Source organism: Pseudomonas koreensis (genome assembly GCF_036668835.1).
Lineage (GTDB): Bacteria > Pseudomonadota > Gammaproteobacteria > Pseudomonadales > Pseudomonadaceae > Aquipseudomonas > Aquipseudomonas koreensis_I.
Genome location: NZ_JAZEVW010000001.1, coordinates 601,564 through 619,249 on the forward strand (window position 1 = coordinate 601,564; position 17,686 = coordinate 619,249).

6 protein-coding genes are annotated in these 17,686 nt (G+C 60.6%); 5 read left to right on the forward strand and 1 reads right to left on the reverse strand.

The genetic code is table 11. The annotated features are described in order from the left end of the window. Positions 1-72 precede the first annotated feature (72 nt). Both V6F91_RS02645 and V6F91_RS02650 read left to right on the forward strand, forming a co-directional pair. Positions 73-3,087 carry an Ig-like domain-containing protein gene (locus V6F91_RS02645; protein ID WP_332762108.1) on the forward strand — a complete coding sequence of 1,005 codons (3,015 nt, stop codon included), beginning with the start codon at positions 73-75 and terminating at the stop codon, positions 3,085-3,087. Between the two features lie 466 nt (positions 3,088-3,553). Next, positions 3,554-3,913 carry a DUF6124 family protein gene (locus V6F91_RS02650; protein WP_332762109.1) on the forward strand — a complete coding sequence of 120 codons (360 nt, stop codon included), beginning with the start codon at positions 3,554-3,556 and terminating at the stop codon, positions 3,911-3,913. Positions 3,914-4,170: 257 nt separating this feature from the next. On the opposite strand, the gene V6F91_RS02655 is transcribed toward V6F91_RS02650, so the two are convergent. Next, complete coding sequence (locus V6F91_RS02655; protein WP_332762111.1) at positions 4,171-12,051, reverse strand: retention module-containing protein; 7,881 nt, start codon at positions 12,049-12,051, stop codon at positions 4,171-4,173. Between the two features lie 532 nt (positions 12,052-12,583). On the opposite strand from V6F91_RS02655, the gene V6F91_RS02660 reads away from it, so the two are divergent. From V6F91_RS02660 to V6F91_RS02670, 3 genes are all read left to right on the forward strand, one after another. Next, positions 12,584-13,942, forward strand: coding sequence for a TolC family outer membrane protein (locus V6F91_RS02660; RefSeq protein WP_332762112.1), 1,359 nt, complete (start codon positions 12,584-12,586; stop codon positions 13,940-13,942). Between the two features lie 183 nt (positions 13,943-14,125). Beyond that, complete coding sequence (locus V6F91_RS02665) at positions 14,126-16,285, forward strand: type I secretion system permease/ATPase (RefSeq protein WP_332762113.1); 2,160 nt, start codon at positions 14,126-14,128, stop codon at positions 16,283-16,285. 9 nt (positions 16,286-16,294) lie between these two features. Next, a complete protein-coding gene (locus tag V6F91_RS02670; protein ID WP_332762115.1) occupies positions 16,295-17,656 on the forward strand; it encodes an HlyD family type I secretion periplasmic adaptor subunit in 1,362 nt (453 codons plus the stop codon). Positions 17,657-17,686: the final 30 nt, after the last annotated feature.

The window sequence follows — 17,686 nt, forward strand, 5'->3', positions numbered from 1 at the left end:
CGCACTTCACCGCAGCATGGTTAATTCTTCTGTATCGGCGCTGACAGCGCCCACTGCGGAAGGTAAGCATTCATGAGCGACGCCCAGTACGTAATATTTCCCCCCGCTCCCCATTCCGGCATCGGAGTGCTGGCCGTCTATCCGCCGAACCCACTCGGATACAAGGAACAGGAAGACGGCAGCTTGGGCATCAACATCGCCATGGTCTATAGCGATACTGAGGGATTGTGGTGCTATCTCCCGGAGTATCTCAACCAAGCCATCGGTGACCTCATCGAAGTATTCCTCGACACGCCCGACGTTCCTGCGCCTCTGCCTGTGGTGTCTTTCAAACTGACAGAGGACGATTTCGAGGCCGACGGAGAGACGCCCAAGCCTGTAACGTTTTATATTCCAGCGGAGACTCTCGAGGAAAAATTTGCGCCTCTGACTGACCAAAGGCTGGACTTCTGGACCGAAGTCACGCGAAAGAGCGGAAACACATCGCTTCCATCGCCACACGCACAGCTCTGGTTCAAACACCCCGCACCGGGCGAGGCGGATATTGACGGTGGCAAGCCTTTCAATCAGGGCCTCAAGCTGCCGATCGCAACTGAAAGCATCGTCGATCAGACCGTCATCGATGAGGGCATGTATTGCACGGTTGAGCATTACTTCAATCAGCAGATTGGCGACCGGGTTGTGCTTGCGTTTGGTTCGCTGCGGCTGGAGATCGTTGTGACCGACGATTCGGCCGACATCGTTTTCGAGCTGACGCCTGAGCTACTCGCCACCTTGCCAAAAACCAACAGTCTGGTGGTGCGCTGGTGCGTTTATGACGTTGTTGAGAACGCCAGTGGCTGGTCGGATGCGCTCATGCTGCCGTTCAAACCGGGCGTTATTCTGCTGGCTGCTCCGATTTTCGAGCAGTCCGATGGCGATAATGTACTGCACCATGACCAGCTTGTCGGCGGCCCGGCGAACATTTTGCTCACAGGCTCTTTTGCGGTGAACGACCTGATTGCCCTGACGCTTGAAGGGTTCACCAAAGACAGTGTGCGAGTCACTCATACTTATTTCCAAACGCTTACCACTGCCAGCAAGACACTGAACTTTCCGGTGGAAAATTTCCGCATCCAAAATGTAATAGGTGGAAGTCTACGAGCAACCTATATTCTCACCAGAGCAGGTAAACCCCAACTCTCCAAGCCTGCTGACGTAACCGTTGCAGGCAAATCCCTGTCATTGGGAGCACCGGAGGTCACCCCACTGGTGGAAGGTGAACTGGCGGTCGATACTGCCAAAGCCTTTGTAAAAGTCGCGAGTTTCTGGCCCTTGAAACAAGGCGCAGAAGTCAAGCTGCACTGGCAGACCACAGACATCAACGGCAAATTGGTTCGGATTACCTGGGGGCAAATTGTAACCGATCCAACAATACCCATCGTTTTCGAGGTCGGGAGCGAATCCATCAAGCCCTACGCCAGCGCGAATCTGGCGGTGCAGGCCACCATTACCAATCCCGGCGAAAAGGAAGTCGTTTCTGATGTCGCGCAGTTGAAGATCGGCGATCCCAAGGAGCTTGTTCTCACGCCTCCCATGCTCGTATCGCCTTTCACTAATCCTGTCGATCCTCTGGCGGCACTGCCGAGCATGCGGGTGGAATATCTCGATGCCAAGACGGAAAAAGTCCGTCTGGTGTGCACCCCCCTGCCCATCGGCTTTGATCGTTTCCCGCTGGTAGAGCTGGATTCGGCCAAACAAGCCACCTTTCTGCTGAACAGACAGCTGATAACCGCGCTTCACGGCGAAACCGTGGGATTCAAATTCAACCTGAATCTGGACGGCAAGAAAATCGGTTCATCTGCGGAAACGCCGATTTCCTTCAAGTTGATCGCAGATCAGGACCCCAGGTTTCCGAGGCCACGGATCATTGGCTTTGACAAAGGAATACTGGACGTAAAAAAACTGACCAGCACAGACAAACTGGTGGTCAACCATTGGCATGGACAACGGCCCACACAGAGCATGACGCTGGTGCTGATCGGCGTCGACGCCAACGACAACCCTGTTCGTCACGTCATCGTCAACGCGGAGGCGAGCGTGACCAGCGCCGGGTTGATACGGGAGCTGTCGACGCGGACGCTGGAAGTATTGAGAAATCTCAAAAACGGCACTACGGCAACATTGATATTTTCTGTGCGTCTGGGGTTGCGTGGCAAACCGGTGGAATTTCCCCACCAGATATATCAGATCGAATCTCTGGTTGAGCTGCAGCCGGTCATTACCCTCATCAAGGACTCGCAGAACCGGGAAATCCCGCATAGCGACCAGACGGTTGATCCGAATGTCACGGTCGAGGGCACTGCGAGCATAGAGCAGCAGGTTGAAGTGCTGGTGGATGGCAAGTCGGTGGAGACGTTGACCACAGACAAGGACGGGAAATTTTCAACGCTATTGAAGGGGCTCGTTGTCGATGCACTGACAGTCGTGCAGATTCGAGCACTCTATGGCGGCGGACTGCTCTCGCCTTCACGCTCGTTCACGTTGCGCAAAGCGCTGCAAGTCAACAACAGCGCCATGGCCCTGCATGGAGCGAGAGTCTATGCATGGGCCCACAGTGCGGACTTTGCAGGCAACACGCAAATCCGTGCTGCTGTCCCGTCTACCGGCGTCCCTCCGATCACTTACAGAAGCAGTAACCCGAACGTGGCCTCCGTTAACGGCGACGGAAAAGTCACCGGTTTGCGTAACGGCAATACCTTCATCACCGTGCAAGACAGGTTCAGCTCATTTTCCTACAACGTTGATGTCCGGAATGTGTATCAGCTGTACGTGTCTGGATATGCTATGAACCATTACCAGGCAGTAAACTGGATGAACAGCGTTTATGGTTCGGTTCCGTTGACCCGTTTCTTTAATGCCATGTACCCGGTCTATGGCAATGACTATTACTGGCCGCTATCTTCTGGCTGGATAATGTGGATGTGCGACAACGCTGCGTGTGGGTATACCCAAGGGGCTTACTACGTCTGGCGAGGCGGCGGATATCTCTGCCGCAACGACTTGAACATCGGTAATTGGTCTTGGTGCCTCAGACCGGTCAATTGAGATTTCGCTAGCGCTGGCTAACGCGGCCAGCTCCTGGCCTCTTCGCGGGCAGGCTCGCTCCCACATTGGTTGACCGCGCTTCCATGTGGGAGCGAGCCTGCTCGCGAAGAGGCCATCAGATTCGGCGCCACTTTTCGAATTAAACGAAGGCGTTTAAAAGACACCTCCAGACACGCCTTCCAGGCTACAAACCCTTGCGCCATTGCCTACAGCCAAGCCAGAATCCGCCGGCTTGTGCGCTTTGGGGTCGGGTTCTATTGTGGTGCGGTCGCTGAATCTTCAGTGATCGGGTTTAGCAGCTCGGCAATTTCAAGGCACGCGGTCCCGCCATTACGTTATGGCGGCTTTGCGTGGGGCACTTCGGTGCGCCGGGATCCTTGAGCCTGGTCTGCTAACCCGCGTACAGCCGCCACCCTCTTCGTTTAGCAGCGAAGGTTGACGGCTCCACATCTCAAGGAGCTTCACCATGACCAAACCAACGCCAAACCCACCTGAAACCGACCCCACCTCCCCCTACGAATCTCTCGACTCCACCAAACTCCACGACGCCGCCGACCGCGCCCTTGATCACTACCTCTGCCCGCCCGGCTCCCCGCCACCGCCGCGTAAAAAACACACGATGTACGCCGTGACCGCCGATTTCAAAAACGAGGAACTGCTGGCCAACGCCTGCGAAACTCTCGCCTCGGCCAGAACCATCGCCAATGATTTCGCCAACCTCATACCGGCGTCGCAACGCAGAACGCTGCTGGGGATCGCGCAACTGATCATGCTCGGCGAGCTGGCGATGAATCGGGTGCTGGATAATCTGGAGTTGCCGCAGTAGCGCCAGCGATGATCGTTGCCACGCGCAGCAAAGGAATGCCTCAACGGACGCTTCGCGTTCGGCTTCGGAAGGGACGCGGAGCGTCCCGGGCTGCATTCCCATGCAGAGCGTGGGAACGATCAATCGGCAGCTGTTGAATCGGTGCCAGTTCTGGCCTGCTCGCGAAGACTGACGTGTCAGCAATGCAGCACCCTCAGGCAGGAAAAAACCGCCGTCACGATAACCGGGACGGCGGTTTTTTTCGTTTCAGACTGCGCTTACACCGTATCCACTTTCAACGAATGATCATTCAACATCCCGCTGATGATCGTCGCCGTGTCATGCCCGCCAGCCACCATGCCGCCCGCGCCCGGTGTCACGCCGTAGTGACTGGCAAGGTTGACGCCGGCCAGATCAATCGTCTGGTTCGGCGTGGCGCCGGCCATGGCGCTGACGTCGATGCTGGTCATCACCGACGCGCCGCTGCCGCTGACGGTGAAGTGCAGGTAGTCGTCCAGCGAGGCGGTGCTGCCGTTTTCGCCTTGCAGCAGTTGCGACAGGTCGAGCTTGTCGGTGCCGGGGGTGAAGTCGGTGATCAGGTCGTGGCCGCTGTTGCCCTTGAGCCACTGGAAGGTATCGGCCCCTGCCCCGCCAGTCAGGGTGTTGTTGCCCAGGCCGCCGATCAGCAGGTCGTCGCCACCGCCACCGTTGAGGGTGTCGTTGCCGAGGCCGCCGTTGATCACGTTGCTGTTGTTGTCGCCGGTGAGGTTGTCGTTGAAGTTCGAGCCAAGCAGGTTTTCGATGCCGGTCAGGGTGTCGCTGCCGGCGCCCAGGGTGTTCTGCGCGCCGAGCAGGCCGAGGTTGACGGTGACGCCGGCGGTGGCGTGGGCGTAGCTGGCGGTGTCGCTGCCGGGGCCGCCGTCGAGCAGGTCATTGCCCGCGCCGCTGTAGAGCAAGTCGTTACCGGCGCCGCCGTGCAGTTCGTTGTTGCCTGAGCCTGCGGTGAGCACATCGTTGCCGTCACCGGCATTGATGATGTTGTCGCCGTTGCCGGCCACCAGTACATCATCGCCGGCGGTGCCGGTGAGAATGTGGCCGTCCTGATAACTGATGCTGACGTTGGCCGTGTCGCTGCCGCCGTGGTTGTCGTTGGCGGCGTAGGTGCCATGATAATCCGCGGTAACGTCGTGGGCCCCGGCGTAGTTCAACGTCATGGTCAGCTGATAGTTTTCCGCCCCGTTCGGGTTGCCGTTACCCGTGGCGTTGGCGATGTTGGTGATGTGAATCTGGTAGACGCCATCGGCCGACGCGGTGAGGGTTTGCCCGTCCGCCAAGGCTATCCACGCGCCGCCATTGAGCGAGTACTCCATGCTGATCCGGCCGGGGTCGAGGTTGTGATCCAGGTTGAGGGTTTCGCCCTGGCGCAGGTTGACGGTGATGCGGTCCTCGTCGTTGGCGTTGCTGTTGCTCACCGTGCCGAGATACCCCGTGACCACCAGCATGGCGGTCATGGTCGCGGCGTTGGCATTGAAGGCGTTGCGCACGTTGGCGAGGTTCTGGTTGGCGGTGTTGTTGATCTGGTTGTTGAAGGTGATCGCGCCCGTGCCGGTGAAGTCCGCCGCTTTTGAAATCCAGCCGGTGTTGAAACTGGTCGGGGTGGCGTTGAGGGTGTCGCCGTTGGGGTCGGTGTCATTGGCCAGCAACAGTTCGCCCGGCACCACGATGTTGCCCGACAGCACATTGGTGATGACGTGATCGTCCATCGCCACCGGTGGCGCGTTGGGAATCACTTTGACGGTCAGCGTCGAACTGGCGAGGTCGCCGTCGTTGTCGCTGACGGTGAAGCCGATGTTCTCGGTAATGACCACGGCGGTGGTTTTCTGCGAGGTGTAGGTGTACTCGCCGGTGTCGAGGTTGATCAGCAACGTGCCGCTGTTGTTGGTGGCGATGCTCAAGGTGTTGTTGGTGGTGTTGAAGGTGCCGTGATTGGCGCCGCCGCTCGCGGTCAACGAGCCTTGTCCGCTGAGGGCTTTCGGATCGTAGGTGTAGGTGGTGCCATCGATAACGATGGACTTGATAAAGCCGCCATCGGCGCCGAACGAACCGCCCTCGCCGAGCAGCGAGCCGGTGACAGGTGCGCCCTGCACCGTGCCGGACAATACCGAGTTGAGCTGATTGAGGTCGGTAACCACCACCGCATTGGTGTTGGTGTGGCTGATACCGTCATAAGCCAATGGATCGAGGTTGGCGTTGCTCACGCCGCTGCCCAGGCCGATCGCATAGTTCTTGATGTTGTTGGCGTCGAGGAAGTTTTTCAGCGCCGTTTCGTCGGCTGTACCGATGTCGCCCTCGTTGGGTTTGCCATCGGAGAAGAAGTAACCGACGTTCTGCGCACCGGTGAGTTTGCCCGAGGTGTTGAAGGCGCTCTGCATCACCGCCACCGCTGCATCGTAGTTGGTGCCGCCGCCCGCGTTGAGCCCGGCGAGCAGGGTTTTTGCTGTGGCGACATCGACCCACACCGAGGTGCGATCAGTGGCGCCGCTGCTGAAGGTGACGAGCTGCACTTTCACATCGCCGAGGTCGTCGTATTTTTCGAGCAAGGCGCTGATAGCCTGCTTGGCCAGGTCCAGGCGCGACAGACCGGGGACGCCGGAGGCGTCGGCCATGCTCCCGGAAATATCGAGGACGATGAGGATGTTGGAGTCGATTTCCACTGCCGCCACCGAGCGATCCGAGGCCACGGCTTTCGGCACGTCGTCGACGATGTTCACCACCAATGTGCTGGTAGTGCTGTTGCCCAGCGCATCGGTAGCTTTGTAGGTGAAGCTTTCGCTCAGGGTGGTCGGCCCGTCGTTGGCGTTCGGCGAGGTTTTCGGCGCCGAGGTCAGCGTGTAGGTGTAGGTGCCGTCGGCGTTGAGCTGCAGCTGCCCGTAGCTGCCGGTGGCACTGCCGACCAGGGTATACGTGATCGCGCCTGTTCCGCCGGAAACTGCCCCCACCAGCGTGCCCGTCGCGGTTTCGCCGCTGTTGGCGGGATCGCTACCGGTGACCGTAGCGGGTGCGAGGTCCTGGCCATCCTTGGTCAGATCGAGGGCTTTTTCATAGACCGTCACGTCGGAATCGCTGACGGCGATCAGGCAGCTGTCGTGCACGTCGATGGTGATGGTGGTGGTGCTTTCGTCGCCGTCGGCATCGCGCACAGTGTAGGTGAATACGTCCACTGCGCCCGGGCCGTTCACCACGTTGGGATTGCTGTGATAGATGGCGTTGCCGTTGGCGTCGAGCGTCAGGTAGCCGTAGGTGCCGTTGATCTGCGAATTCAAACCGCCGATGGCAGAAGAGGAAGTATCGGCGCCGGCCCGCACGCCAATCACTGCGCCGGTGATCGCCGGGCCGTCAGCGCCGCCCACATCGTTACTGAAGACGTTGCCGCTGACGGTGTCGCCTTCCGCGACCGAAGCCGCATCCGGGTTGGCCGCCGGCAGATCGTCGACGATGTTGACGTTGATCTGGCCGCTCGCGCTGCTGCCGTCGGTGTCAGTCGCGACAACGGCGAAGTTCTCGGTGAGGCTGTTGGCGCCGTTGGCGTTCGGATGCGTTTCGTTATCGACCAGGGTGTAGCTGTAACTCACAACACCGGTGGCCGGGTTGTAACCGGTGACGGTGAAGGTGCTGCCCAGTGGCGAAACCACCGATTGCGGGAAGCCGGCGGCGACACCGTTGGTCACCACGGCGATGCCACCGACGGTCAGGGTTTGCAGACCATCAAGGGCGGTAACCGTAAAGGTCCCGTTCTGGGTCAGGGCCGGTGTGTTTGGGCTGCTGCCGTCGCTGAGGTTTTTCTCGTAGACGGTGAGTTCGCCGCCATAGACGTCAAGCCCGTTGAGCTGCACGGGATCGTCATTGTTATGGATGTTCAGCACCAGATTCGCGGTGCTGGTGTCGCCGTCGGCATCGGTCAGGGTATAGGTGAAAGTCTCACTGCCGTTGCCACCGCCGCCGAGGTTTTTGAAGTCCGCATCGTTGGTGTTGAGCGTGTAGGTGTAGGTACCGTTGGCATTGAGCACCAGCGTGCCGTAAGTACCGGTGAAGGTGCCAGGGGTGATCGGTCCGGCATTCGGTCCGGTTGCCACCACGTCGGCGCCTTGCACGTCGTTGGTCAGCACATTGCCGGTGAGGCTCAGCTGGTTTTCCGAAGCGGAGTTGGCGTTGCTGTCATTCAGTGCTTTGGGCACGTCGTCGACTACGCTGATTACAATCGTACTGGTGACGATGTTGCCCAGTGAATCAGTGGCCTGATAAGTGAAGGTTTCCGTCAGGGTGTTGGCACCGTCGTCGGCCTGCGGCGTGGTGGTCGCCGGCGAAGTCAGCGTGTAGGTGTAGGTGCCGTTGGGGTTGAGCTGAATCTGCCCGTAGTTGCCGCTGGCGCTGCCGACCAGCGCATAGCTGATCGCGCCGACCGCGCCGGTGACCGAGCCGACCAGCGTGCCGGACGCGGTTTCGCCGCTGTTGCCCGGCTCGCTGCCGACCACACTGCCCGCCGCCAGATCCTGGCCATCCTTGTTCAGATCGAGGGCTTTTTCATAGACAGTGACATCGCTGTCGCTGACCGCTTTCAGGCAGCTGTTATAGACATCGATGGTGATGGTGGTGGTGCTTTCATCGCCGTCGGCATCACGCACGGTGTAAGTGAATACATCCACCGCGCCCGGGCCATTCACGGTATTGGGGTTGCTGTGATAAACCGCGTTGCCGTTGGCGTCCAGGGTCAGGTAACCGTAGGTGCCGTTGATTTGCGAATTGAGGCCGCCAATGGCCGAAGTGGACGTGTCGGCACCGGCGCGCACGCCGACGACCGCACCCGTGACAGCCGGGCCATCCGCGCCGCCGACGTCGTTATCCAGCACATTGCCGCTGACCGTGCCGCCCTCCTTCACTGACGCAGCGTCGGCATACGCGCTCGGCAAGTCGTCGACGATGTTGACGTTGATCTGGCCGCTGGCCGTGCTGCCGTCGGTGTCCGTGGCCACAACATTAAAGTTCTCGGTGATGCTGTTCGCGCCGTTGGCGTTCGGGTGCGCTTCGTTATCGACCAGGGTGTAGCTATAGCTGACCACGCCGGTGGCCGGGTTGTAACCGGTGATGGTTAACGTGCTGCCGAGCGGCGTGACGATCGATTGTGGAAAGCCTGCGGCGACGCCACCGGTCACCACGTTGATGCCGCCCACGGTCAGGGTTTGCAGGCCATCCAGCGCGGTGACGGTGAAAGTGCCGCTCTGGGTCAGGGCCGGTGTGTCGGGGCTGGTGCCGTCGCTGAGGTTTTTCTCGTAGACGGTGAGTTCGCCACCGTTGACGTCGAGGCCGCTGATGATCACCGGATCGTCGTTGTTGTGGATCTGCAAAACCAGGTTGGCGGTGCTGGTATCGCCGTCGGCATCGGTGAGGGTGTAGGCAAAGGTTTCGGTGCCATTGCCGCCACCGTGCAGGTTTTTGAAGTCCGTATCGTTGGGGTTGAGGGTGTAGGTATAAGTGCCGTCGGCATTGAGCACCAAGGTGCCGTAAGTACCGGTGAAAGTGCCGGGCGTGACTGGGCCGGTCGGTACGCGGTCGGCGCCTTGTACGTCGTTGGTCAGCACGTTGCCGGTCAGCGTCAACTGGGTTTCCGAGGCCGTGCCGTTGTTGTCGTCGAACGCCTTGGGCACGTCGTCGGTGATGTTGACGTCGAGGGTGCCGGTGGCGGTGGTGCCGTTGTCATCGACCACGGTGACGGCGAACTGCTCTGGCAGATTGTTGGTGCCGTTGGCGTTCGGGTGTGCTTCGTTGTCGACCAGGGTGTAGCTGTAACTGACCACGCCGGTCGTGGCGTTGAAACCGGTAATGGTCAGCGTGCTGCCCAGCGGCGTGGTGATCGACTGCGGAAAGCCTGCGGCCACGCCATTGGTGACCACGGCGATGCCGCCGACGGTCAGGGTGGTGACGCCGTCGAGTGCGGTGATGGTGAAGGTGCCGCTTTGGGTCAGCGGGTTGGCATTCGGGGCGCTGCCGTCGCTGAGGTTGCTTTCGTTGACGGTCAGCTCGCCACCGTTGACGTCGAGGCCGCTGATGATCACCGGATCGTCGTTGTTGTGGATCTGCAAAACCAGGTTGGCGGTGCTGGTATCGCCGTCGGCATCGGTGAGGGTGTAGGCAAAGGTTTCTGTGCCATTGCCGCCACCGTGCAGGTTTTTGAAGTCCGTATCGTTGGGGTTGAGGGTGTAGGTATAAGTGCCGTCGGCATTGAGCACCAAGGTGCCGTAAGTACCGGTGAAGGTGCCGGGCGTAACCGGGCCGGTCGGTACGCGGTCGGCGCCTTGTACGTCGTTGGTCAGCACGTTGCCGGTCAGCGTCAACTGGGTTTCCGAGGCCGTGCCGTTGTTGTCGTCGAACGCCTTGGGCACGTCGTCGGTGATGTTGACGTCGAGGGTGCCGGTGGCGGTGGTGCCGTTGTCATCGACCACGGTGACGGCGAACTGCTCAGGCAGATTGTTGGTGCCGTTGGCGTTCGGGTGTGCTTCGTTGTCGACCAGGGTGTAGCTGTAACTGACCACGCCGGTCGTGGCGTTGAAACCGGTAATGGTCAGCGTGCTGCCCAGCGGCGTGGTGATCGACTGCGGAAAGCCTGCGGCCACGCCATTGGTGACCACGGCGATACCACCGACGGTGAGCGTAGTGACGCCGTCGAGCGCGGTGATGGTGAAGGTGCCGCTTTGGGTCAGCGCGTTGGCATTCGGGGCGCTGCCGTCGCTGAGGTTGCTTTCGTTGACGGTCAGCTCGCCGCCGTTCACATCGAGGCCGTTGATGATCACCGGGTCGTCGTTGTTGTGGATCTGCAAAACCAGGTTGGCGGTGCTGGTATCGCCGTCGGCATCGGTGAGGGTGTAGGCAAAGGTTTCGGTGCCGTTTCCGCCGCCGTGCAGGTTTTTGAAGTCCGTATCGTTGGGGTTGAGGGTGTAGGTATAAGTGCCGTCGGCATTGAGCACCAAGGTGCCGTAAGTACCGGTGAAAGTGCCGGGCGTGACTGGGCCGGTCGGTACGCGGTCGGCGCCTTGTACGTCGTTGGTCAGCACGTTGCCGGTCAGGGTCAGTTGGGTTTCCGACGCGGTGCCGTTGTTATCGTCGAACGCCCTAGGCACGTCGTCGGTGATGTTGACGTCGAGGGTGCCAGTGGCCGTGTCGCCATTGCTGTCGCCGGCGATCACGGTGAACTGTTCGCTGATCGAATTCGCGCCGTCACCGGCCGAATGGGTTTCGTTGCCGGTGAGGGTGTAGCTGTAGCTGACCACGCCGGTCGCCGGGTTGTAACCGGTGATGGTCAGGGTGTTGCCCAGTTGCGAAGTGATCGACTGCGGGAAGCCGACCGCTACCCCGCCAACGATGATGTTGATGCCGCCAATGCTCAGGCTGGTCAGACCATCGGGGGCGGAAATGCTGAATGTGCCGCTCTGGGTCAGCGCGCCGTTGTTGCTCGCCGAGCCATTGGGCAGATTGGCTTCGTTGACCGACAGTTCGCCGCCCTGCACGGCCAGGCCGGTCAGCGTCACCGGGTTGTTCACCGGGGACGGTGGCGCAATGATCGGCGCGGGCGCGTCATCGCCATTGTCGTTGTCGTTGTCCGCGTCGCGGCGATACTCGGGAAATTCAGGGATGCCGTTGAAACCGGCGGTGGGGAAACCGATGATCGGGTCGACCCGGCCGCCGACTTCGCTCAGCAGCACAAAACTGTGGCCGCCGCCCAGTTCACCGGTATTGCCGCTGGGGGCGTTCGGCCCGGCAGCGGTGGCCTCAGCGCTTTGGCTGGGGTCGTCACCGGCGGCGATGGCTTTCTGGATTTGCTCGACGTCGGTCAGCTGCGCCTGGCTCGGGGTCTGCGCTTCGTCGACGTTCACCGGCACCGCCTGATCGGCCAGCAGTTGCCCGGTCATGGTGATGCTGCTGCCGCGGCCGAGGGTCAATTCCTCGCCGTTTTGCAGTTTCACCGCCACCGCGCCTTCCGCGCCGGTGATCAATTGATCGCCAGCATACAAACGATCGCCTTCGAACAGCGGCCGTTTGATGCCGTCGCCCGCTTGGGCGAACACCTGACCAATAACTTTTGTGACCGTACCGATGAGCGTTGCCATGTGAAATCCTCCGCTGCCGACCACCGTCGGCACTGGTTCGCGAAGCAGCCCATGGCTCAATCGGGTTGACGGGGGCGACGCTCGCACCCTCGACAGTTCGTTTCGCGGGTTCCTTGCCGGAAAAACTTCAGCGCATTCAAGCACTTCAGCCCCCTGTTCAAGGTGACACACCCACTAGCGCTACGTAACGGCGGTGAATCACTCGAGTGACAAAAATCTGTCGCTCACTGACCGTTACGCGTCCCTCCCCTTCAGCAGTACTTCGCCGTCGAAAGCAAAGTGAATGGAACTTTCCTCAAGCCTTTCTGCGCTCCCTAAAGCGCATAAAACAAAGGCTTTCGAGCTGAACAATGTGCTGCTTTTTACAAACCGCATAAGTTTTTTTTGGCATAAGCCTTATGAAAATTTTTTCTTAGCTACGCTTCAGGATGTTCTTAGCTCTGATGTTACAAGAGTGAAACGCTAACACCGTTAATTTTCGTCAAATATTTGGCGACGGTAACACAACATCGAGACTCAGGGAGATGCACCCATGCGCGTTCTAACCCCCCTCTGCAGCGCGGTTCTGCTGGCCATGGCTTGCACTTCTCAAGCCCACGCCATGAATCTGACTGAAGCCATTCAAAGCACGATTGCCACTCACCCGGAACTGGCTTCGCGCGTGGATGCGCGTCTGTCGGCGGATGAACAAGTCAAAGTCGCCAAGGGCGGTTTCTATCCGTCCGTCGATCTGAATGCCGCCTACGGTCGCGGCTACAGCGACAACACCAACACCCGGGCCTTCGGCAACCACAACACCGAAATCCTCAATTACACCCAGTCCGAACTGCGCCTGCGGCAAATGATCTTTGACGGCTTCAACACCGCCAACGAGGTCGAGCGCACCAAAGGCGTGTCGAACTCGCGCGCCTATTACGCGCAAGGCACCGCGCAGGATCTGGCCCTGCGCACCATTGAGGTCTATCTCGAGGTGCTCAAGCGTCGCGAACTGGTGACGTTGGCAAAAAACAATCTGCAGGCGCACTTGCGCGTCAATGACCAGATCGGCCTGCGCACCGAGCGTGGCGTCGGCAGCACGGCGGACTCCGATCAATCGGTAGCGCGTAAAGCGCTAGCGCAGAACAACCTGGATACCGCCGAAGTCGATCTGGCTGACGCCGAATCGAACTTCTACAGCGTGGTCGGGCGCATGCCCGATGAGCTGGAAACGCCGGCCTCGACCCGCGGCGAACTGCCGACCGAATTGCGCGAAGCCCAGCAAAGCATGGTCGACAACAACCCGTATCTGAAATCGGCCCAGGCTGATGTGCAGTCTGCCGAAAGCCAATACGAAGTAGCGAAGTCGCCGTTCTACCCACGCTTCGACGCCGAAGCCGCGGTGGGCGCGAATAACAACGTGCAGGGCGACGAAGGTCACGACAACGAATGGCGCGTCGGCGTGGTGATGAACTACAACCTGTTCCGTGGCGGCAGCGACAAGGCACGCCTGGCGGCAAATGCGCATGACATCAACCAGGCCATGGACATCCGCAACAACGCCCTGCGTCAGCTCAACGAAAATATTCGTCTGGCCTGGAACGCCATGCAAAACGCCAAAAAACAAACCCCGACCGCGCGCGAATACGCCGAAACCACCAAACGCGTACGTGCCGCCTACCAGGACCAGTTCGGCCTCGGCCAACGCACCCTGCTCGACCTGCTCGACAGCGAAAACGAGCTGTACAACGCCAACCGTCGCTACACCGAAATTCGTTACACCGAGGAATACTCGATGTACCGCGTGTTGGCGAACATGGGCCAGTTGCTGAGCAAGCAACGAGTGGTGCTGCCGGCCGACGCGATTGCCGCGACCGAGGTGAAAAACCAGGCGCGCTTGCCTGAGTTGAAGTAACCCCCACAGGCGCCGTGGACACTGATCGTTCCCACGCTCCTGCGTGGGAATGCCTCTAGGGACGCTCCGCGTCCAGTGACGCGGAGCGTCACGGGGCTGCATTCCCACGCAGGAGCGTGGGAACGATCCGACGATCTGAAGACGTCGTTCACCTCGCATCACCGTTCAACAGAGGCAATCAATATGACCCGCATGGAAACCGGCGCCGCCGGCATCGATCCGCGTTTGAGCTTCGATGATCCGTTACTCGACGGTCTGCTGATCCTCTGCAAACTGCACGGTGCAACAGTCAGCCGCGCCAGCCTGAGCGCCGGGCTGCCGCTGAACAAACAACGCCTGAGCCTGGATCTGCTGCCCCGCGCTGCTGCCCGCGCCGGGTTGCAGGCGCGGCTGCTGCGCCGTGACCTGAAAGACATCTCGCCGCTCAACCTGCCGATCCTGCTGCTGCTCAACGACGGCCGCACGGCGGTGCTACGGCGCTTCGGCGACGACGGCAAAGCCTTGCTCCTGCCCAGTGAAGCCGACGGCGGCGAGCAATGGGTCAGCCGCGAAGAGCTCGCCGAACATTACAGCGGCCAGGCCTTGTTCGCCCGGCCGCGCCACGAACTCGAAGACTTGCGGGCGCCGCTGGTGCCACGGGTGCAGGCGTGGTTTCGCGACACCTTGAAGCTGTCGAAATGGCTGTACAGCGACGCGATTCTCGCCAGTTTCCTGATCAACCTGCTGGGCCTGATGGTGCCACTGTTCGTCATGCAGACCTACGACCGCGTGGTGCCGAACCAGGCCACCTCGACCTTATGGGTGCTGTCGATCGGCCTGCTGATCGGCACCGGGTTCGAGCTGGTGTTGCGCGTGGTGCGCGCGCATTTGCTCGACACCGCCGGGAAGAAAACCGACGTGATTCTCTCCGCAACCTTGTTCGAACGCATTACTGGCATGTCGATGAAAGCGCGGCCGGCGACCATCGGCGGGTTCGCGCAGAGCATTCATGATTTTCAGGGGCTGCGCGAATTTCTCACCGCCGTGACGTTGACCAGTCTGATCGACCTGCCGTTCGTGGTGTTGATGCTGGCGGTGATCGGCCTGCTCGGCGGCTGGCTGGTGGTGATCCCGCTGCTGGCGTTCCCGATCACGATCATCTTCGCCATGATTATTCAGGTCAAACTGCGCGACACCGTGCAAAAGAGCCTGAGCCTCGGCGCCGAACGCCAGGCCCTGCTGATCGAAACCCTCGGCGGTCTGGAAACCCTCAAGGCCTGCAGCGCCGAAAGCGAGCGCCAGCACAAATGGGAAAGCACCCACGGTGCCCTCACCCGCCTCGACAGCCACGCGCGCAACCTCTCGGCGCTGGCGACCAACGGCACCTTGTTCATTCAGCAGTTTTCCGGGATGGCGACAATTGTTGCCGGGGTCTACAGCATCATTGCCGGCAACCTCAGCGTCGGTGCGCTGGTCGCAACCTACATGCTCGGCAGCCGGGTACTCGCGCCGCTGGGGCAGATCGCCGGGCTGATCACCCGCTATCAGCAAGCGCAACTGACCATGAAAAGCACCGATGCGCTGATGGCCCTGCCGCAGGAACGCGACGGCAAGCAGCGGCCGCTGGAGCGCACGCAACTGCAAGGCGCGCTGGACGTCAGCGGCGTGACTTTCCACTACAACGGCCAGAACGCGCCGGCGCTGAGCAACGTCAGTTTCAGCCTCAAGCCCGGCGAACGGGTCGGCATCATCGGCCGCAGCGGTTCGGGCAAAAGCACCCTGGCGCGGCTGGTCATGGGCTTCTACGAACCCGAAGAAGGCCAACTGCTGCTTGACGGCCTCGACCTGCGCCAGCTCGATGTGGCCGACCTGCGCCAACAGATCGGCTACGTCGCCCACGACCTGCCGCTGCTGGCCGGCAGCTTGCGCGACAACCTCACCCTCGGCGCACGCTACATCAGCGACGCGCGCATGCTTGAAGTCGCTGAGCTGACCGGCGTCACCGAACTGGCCCGCCAGCACCCGCAAGGCTTCGACCGGCCGGTCGGCGAACGCGGGCAATTGCTCTCCGGCGGCCAGCGCCAGGCGGTGCTGCTGGCGCGCTCGTTGTTGCTCGACCCGCCGATCATGCTGCTCGACGAACCCACCAGCGCCATGGACAACAGCAGTGAAGACCAGCTGCGGCTGAAACTGCACCAATGGGTACAGGGCAAAACTCTGTTGCTGGTCACCCACCGTACCTCGATGTTAAGCCTGGTTGATCGCTTGCTGGTGCTGGACAACGGCCGGGTCGTCGCTGACGGGCCGAAAGAAGCGGTCATCGATGCACTGCGCAAGGGCCGTGTCGGCTCGGCGGCGGTCTAGGAGTTGCCCATGTCTGCTTCCACCGATAGCAAGGATCGCGGCTACTTCGACAGTTTCGGCAAGAGCGCCGAGGCCGAATTCATGCCGGAAACCGCCGGCGCCTCGTTGCAGGATTCGCCGCGCACATCGCGGATTACCGTGTGGCTGGCGGCGGCGCTGCTGATCAGCGCGGTGGTCTGGGCGAAGTTTGCCGTGCTCGAAGAGGTCACCATGGGCGAAGGCAAGGCGATTCCGTCGAGCAAGGTCCAGGTGATCCAGAACCTCGAAGGCGGCATCGTCACCGAGATCTTCGTTCGCGAAGGTCAGATGGTCGGCAAGGGCGATACCCTGCTGCGGCTGGATGACACGCGTTTTCGTTCGAACAAGGGCGAAAGCGAGGCCGACCGCTATGCGCTGACCGCGCAAGTCGAACGCCTGTCCGCCGAGGCCGAGGGCCGGCCGTTCAAGCTCTCCGCCGAGGTGATTGCGAAGGCGCCGCAAGTCGCTGAAGACGAGCGCTCGTTGTACGAACAGCGCCAGCGCCGCCTCGCCAGCGAGCAGCGCACCTTGAGCGAACAGCTACGGCAGAAAACCCAGGAGCTGGCAGAGTTTCGTTCCAAGCAGGGTCAGTTCAGCTCCAGCCTGGCATTGCTGCAGCAAGAGATGAACATGTCCGAACCGCTGGTGAAAACCGGGGCCGTGTCACCGGTGGAAATCCTCCGGCTAAGGCGCAGCGCGGTGGAAATCCGTGGTTCGCTGAACGCCACCACGCTGGCGATCCCCCGCGCCGAATCGGCGATCGCCGAGATCCGCAGCAAGATCGACGAATCGGAGCAGACCTTCCGCTCCGAGGCCGCCAAAGAGCTCAACGAAAAACGCACCGACCTGTCGAAAATCACCGCCACCAGCATCGCCATCGACGACCGCGTCACCCGCACCACAGTAACTTCGCCGGTGCGCGGGGTGATCAAGCAGATGAAGGTCAACACCATCGGCGGCGTGGTCCAGCCGGGCAGCGACATGGTCGAAATCGTGCCGCTGGAAGACAACCTGCTGATCGAGGCCAAAGTGCGCCCGCAGGATGTCGCGTTCCTGCATCCGGGCCAGAAAGCCATGGTCAAGTTCAGTGCCTACGACTACACGATTTACGGCGGGCTGAGCGCCAAACTCGAGTTGATCGGCGCCGATACCATTACCGACGACAAGGGCAACAGCTTTTACCTGATCCAGGTGCGCACTGACAAAAACCATCTCGGCGGTGATGCGAAACCGCTGCTGATCATTCCGGGAATGGTGGCGACGGTGGACATCATTACCGGCGAAAAAAGCGTGCTGGATTACCTGCTCAAGCCAGTGCTGAAAGCCCGGACCGAGGCGATGCGCGAGCGCTAGTCATATTTGAATCTGCGGTGATTGTTCCGC

Bases quoted from the DNA above. Each gene is read 5' to 3' on its own strand.
- V6F91_RS02645 (WP_332762108.1), top strand. From the start codon at position 73: ATGAGCGACGCCCAGTACGTAATATTTCCCCCCGCTCCCCATTCCGGC.
- V6F91_RS02650 (WP_332762109.1), top strand. From the start codon at position 3,554: ATGACCAAACCAACGCCAAACCCACCTGAAACCGACCCCACCTCCCCC.
- V6F91_RS02655 (WP_332762111.1), bottom strand. From the start codon at position 12,051: ATGGCAACGCTCATCGGTACGGTCACAAAAGTTATTGGTCAGGTGTTC.
- V6F91_RS02660 (WP_332762112.1), top strand. From the start codon at position 12,584: ATGCGCGTTCTAACCCCCCTCTGCAGCGCGGTTCTGCTGGCCATGGCT.
- V6F91_RS02665 (WP_332762113.1), top strand. From the start codon at position 14,126: ATGACCCGCATGGAAACCGGCGCCGCCGGCATCGATCCGCGTTTGAGC.
- V6F91_RS02670 (WP_332762115.1), top strand. From the start codon at position 16,295: ATGTCTGCTTCCACCGATAGCAAGGATCGCGGCTACTTCGACAGTTTC.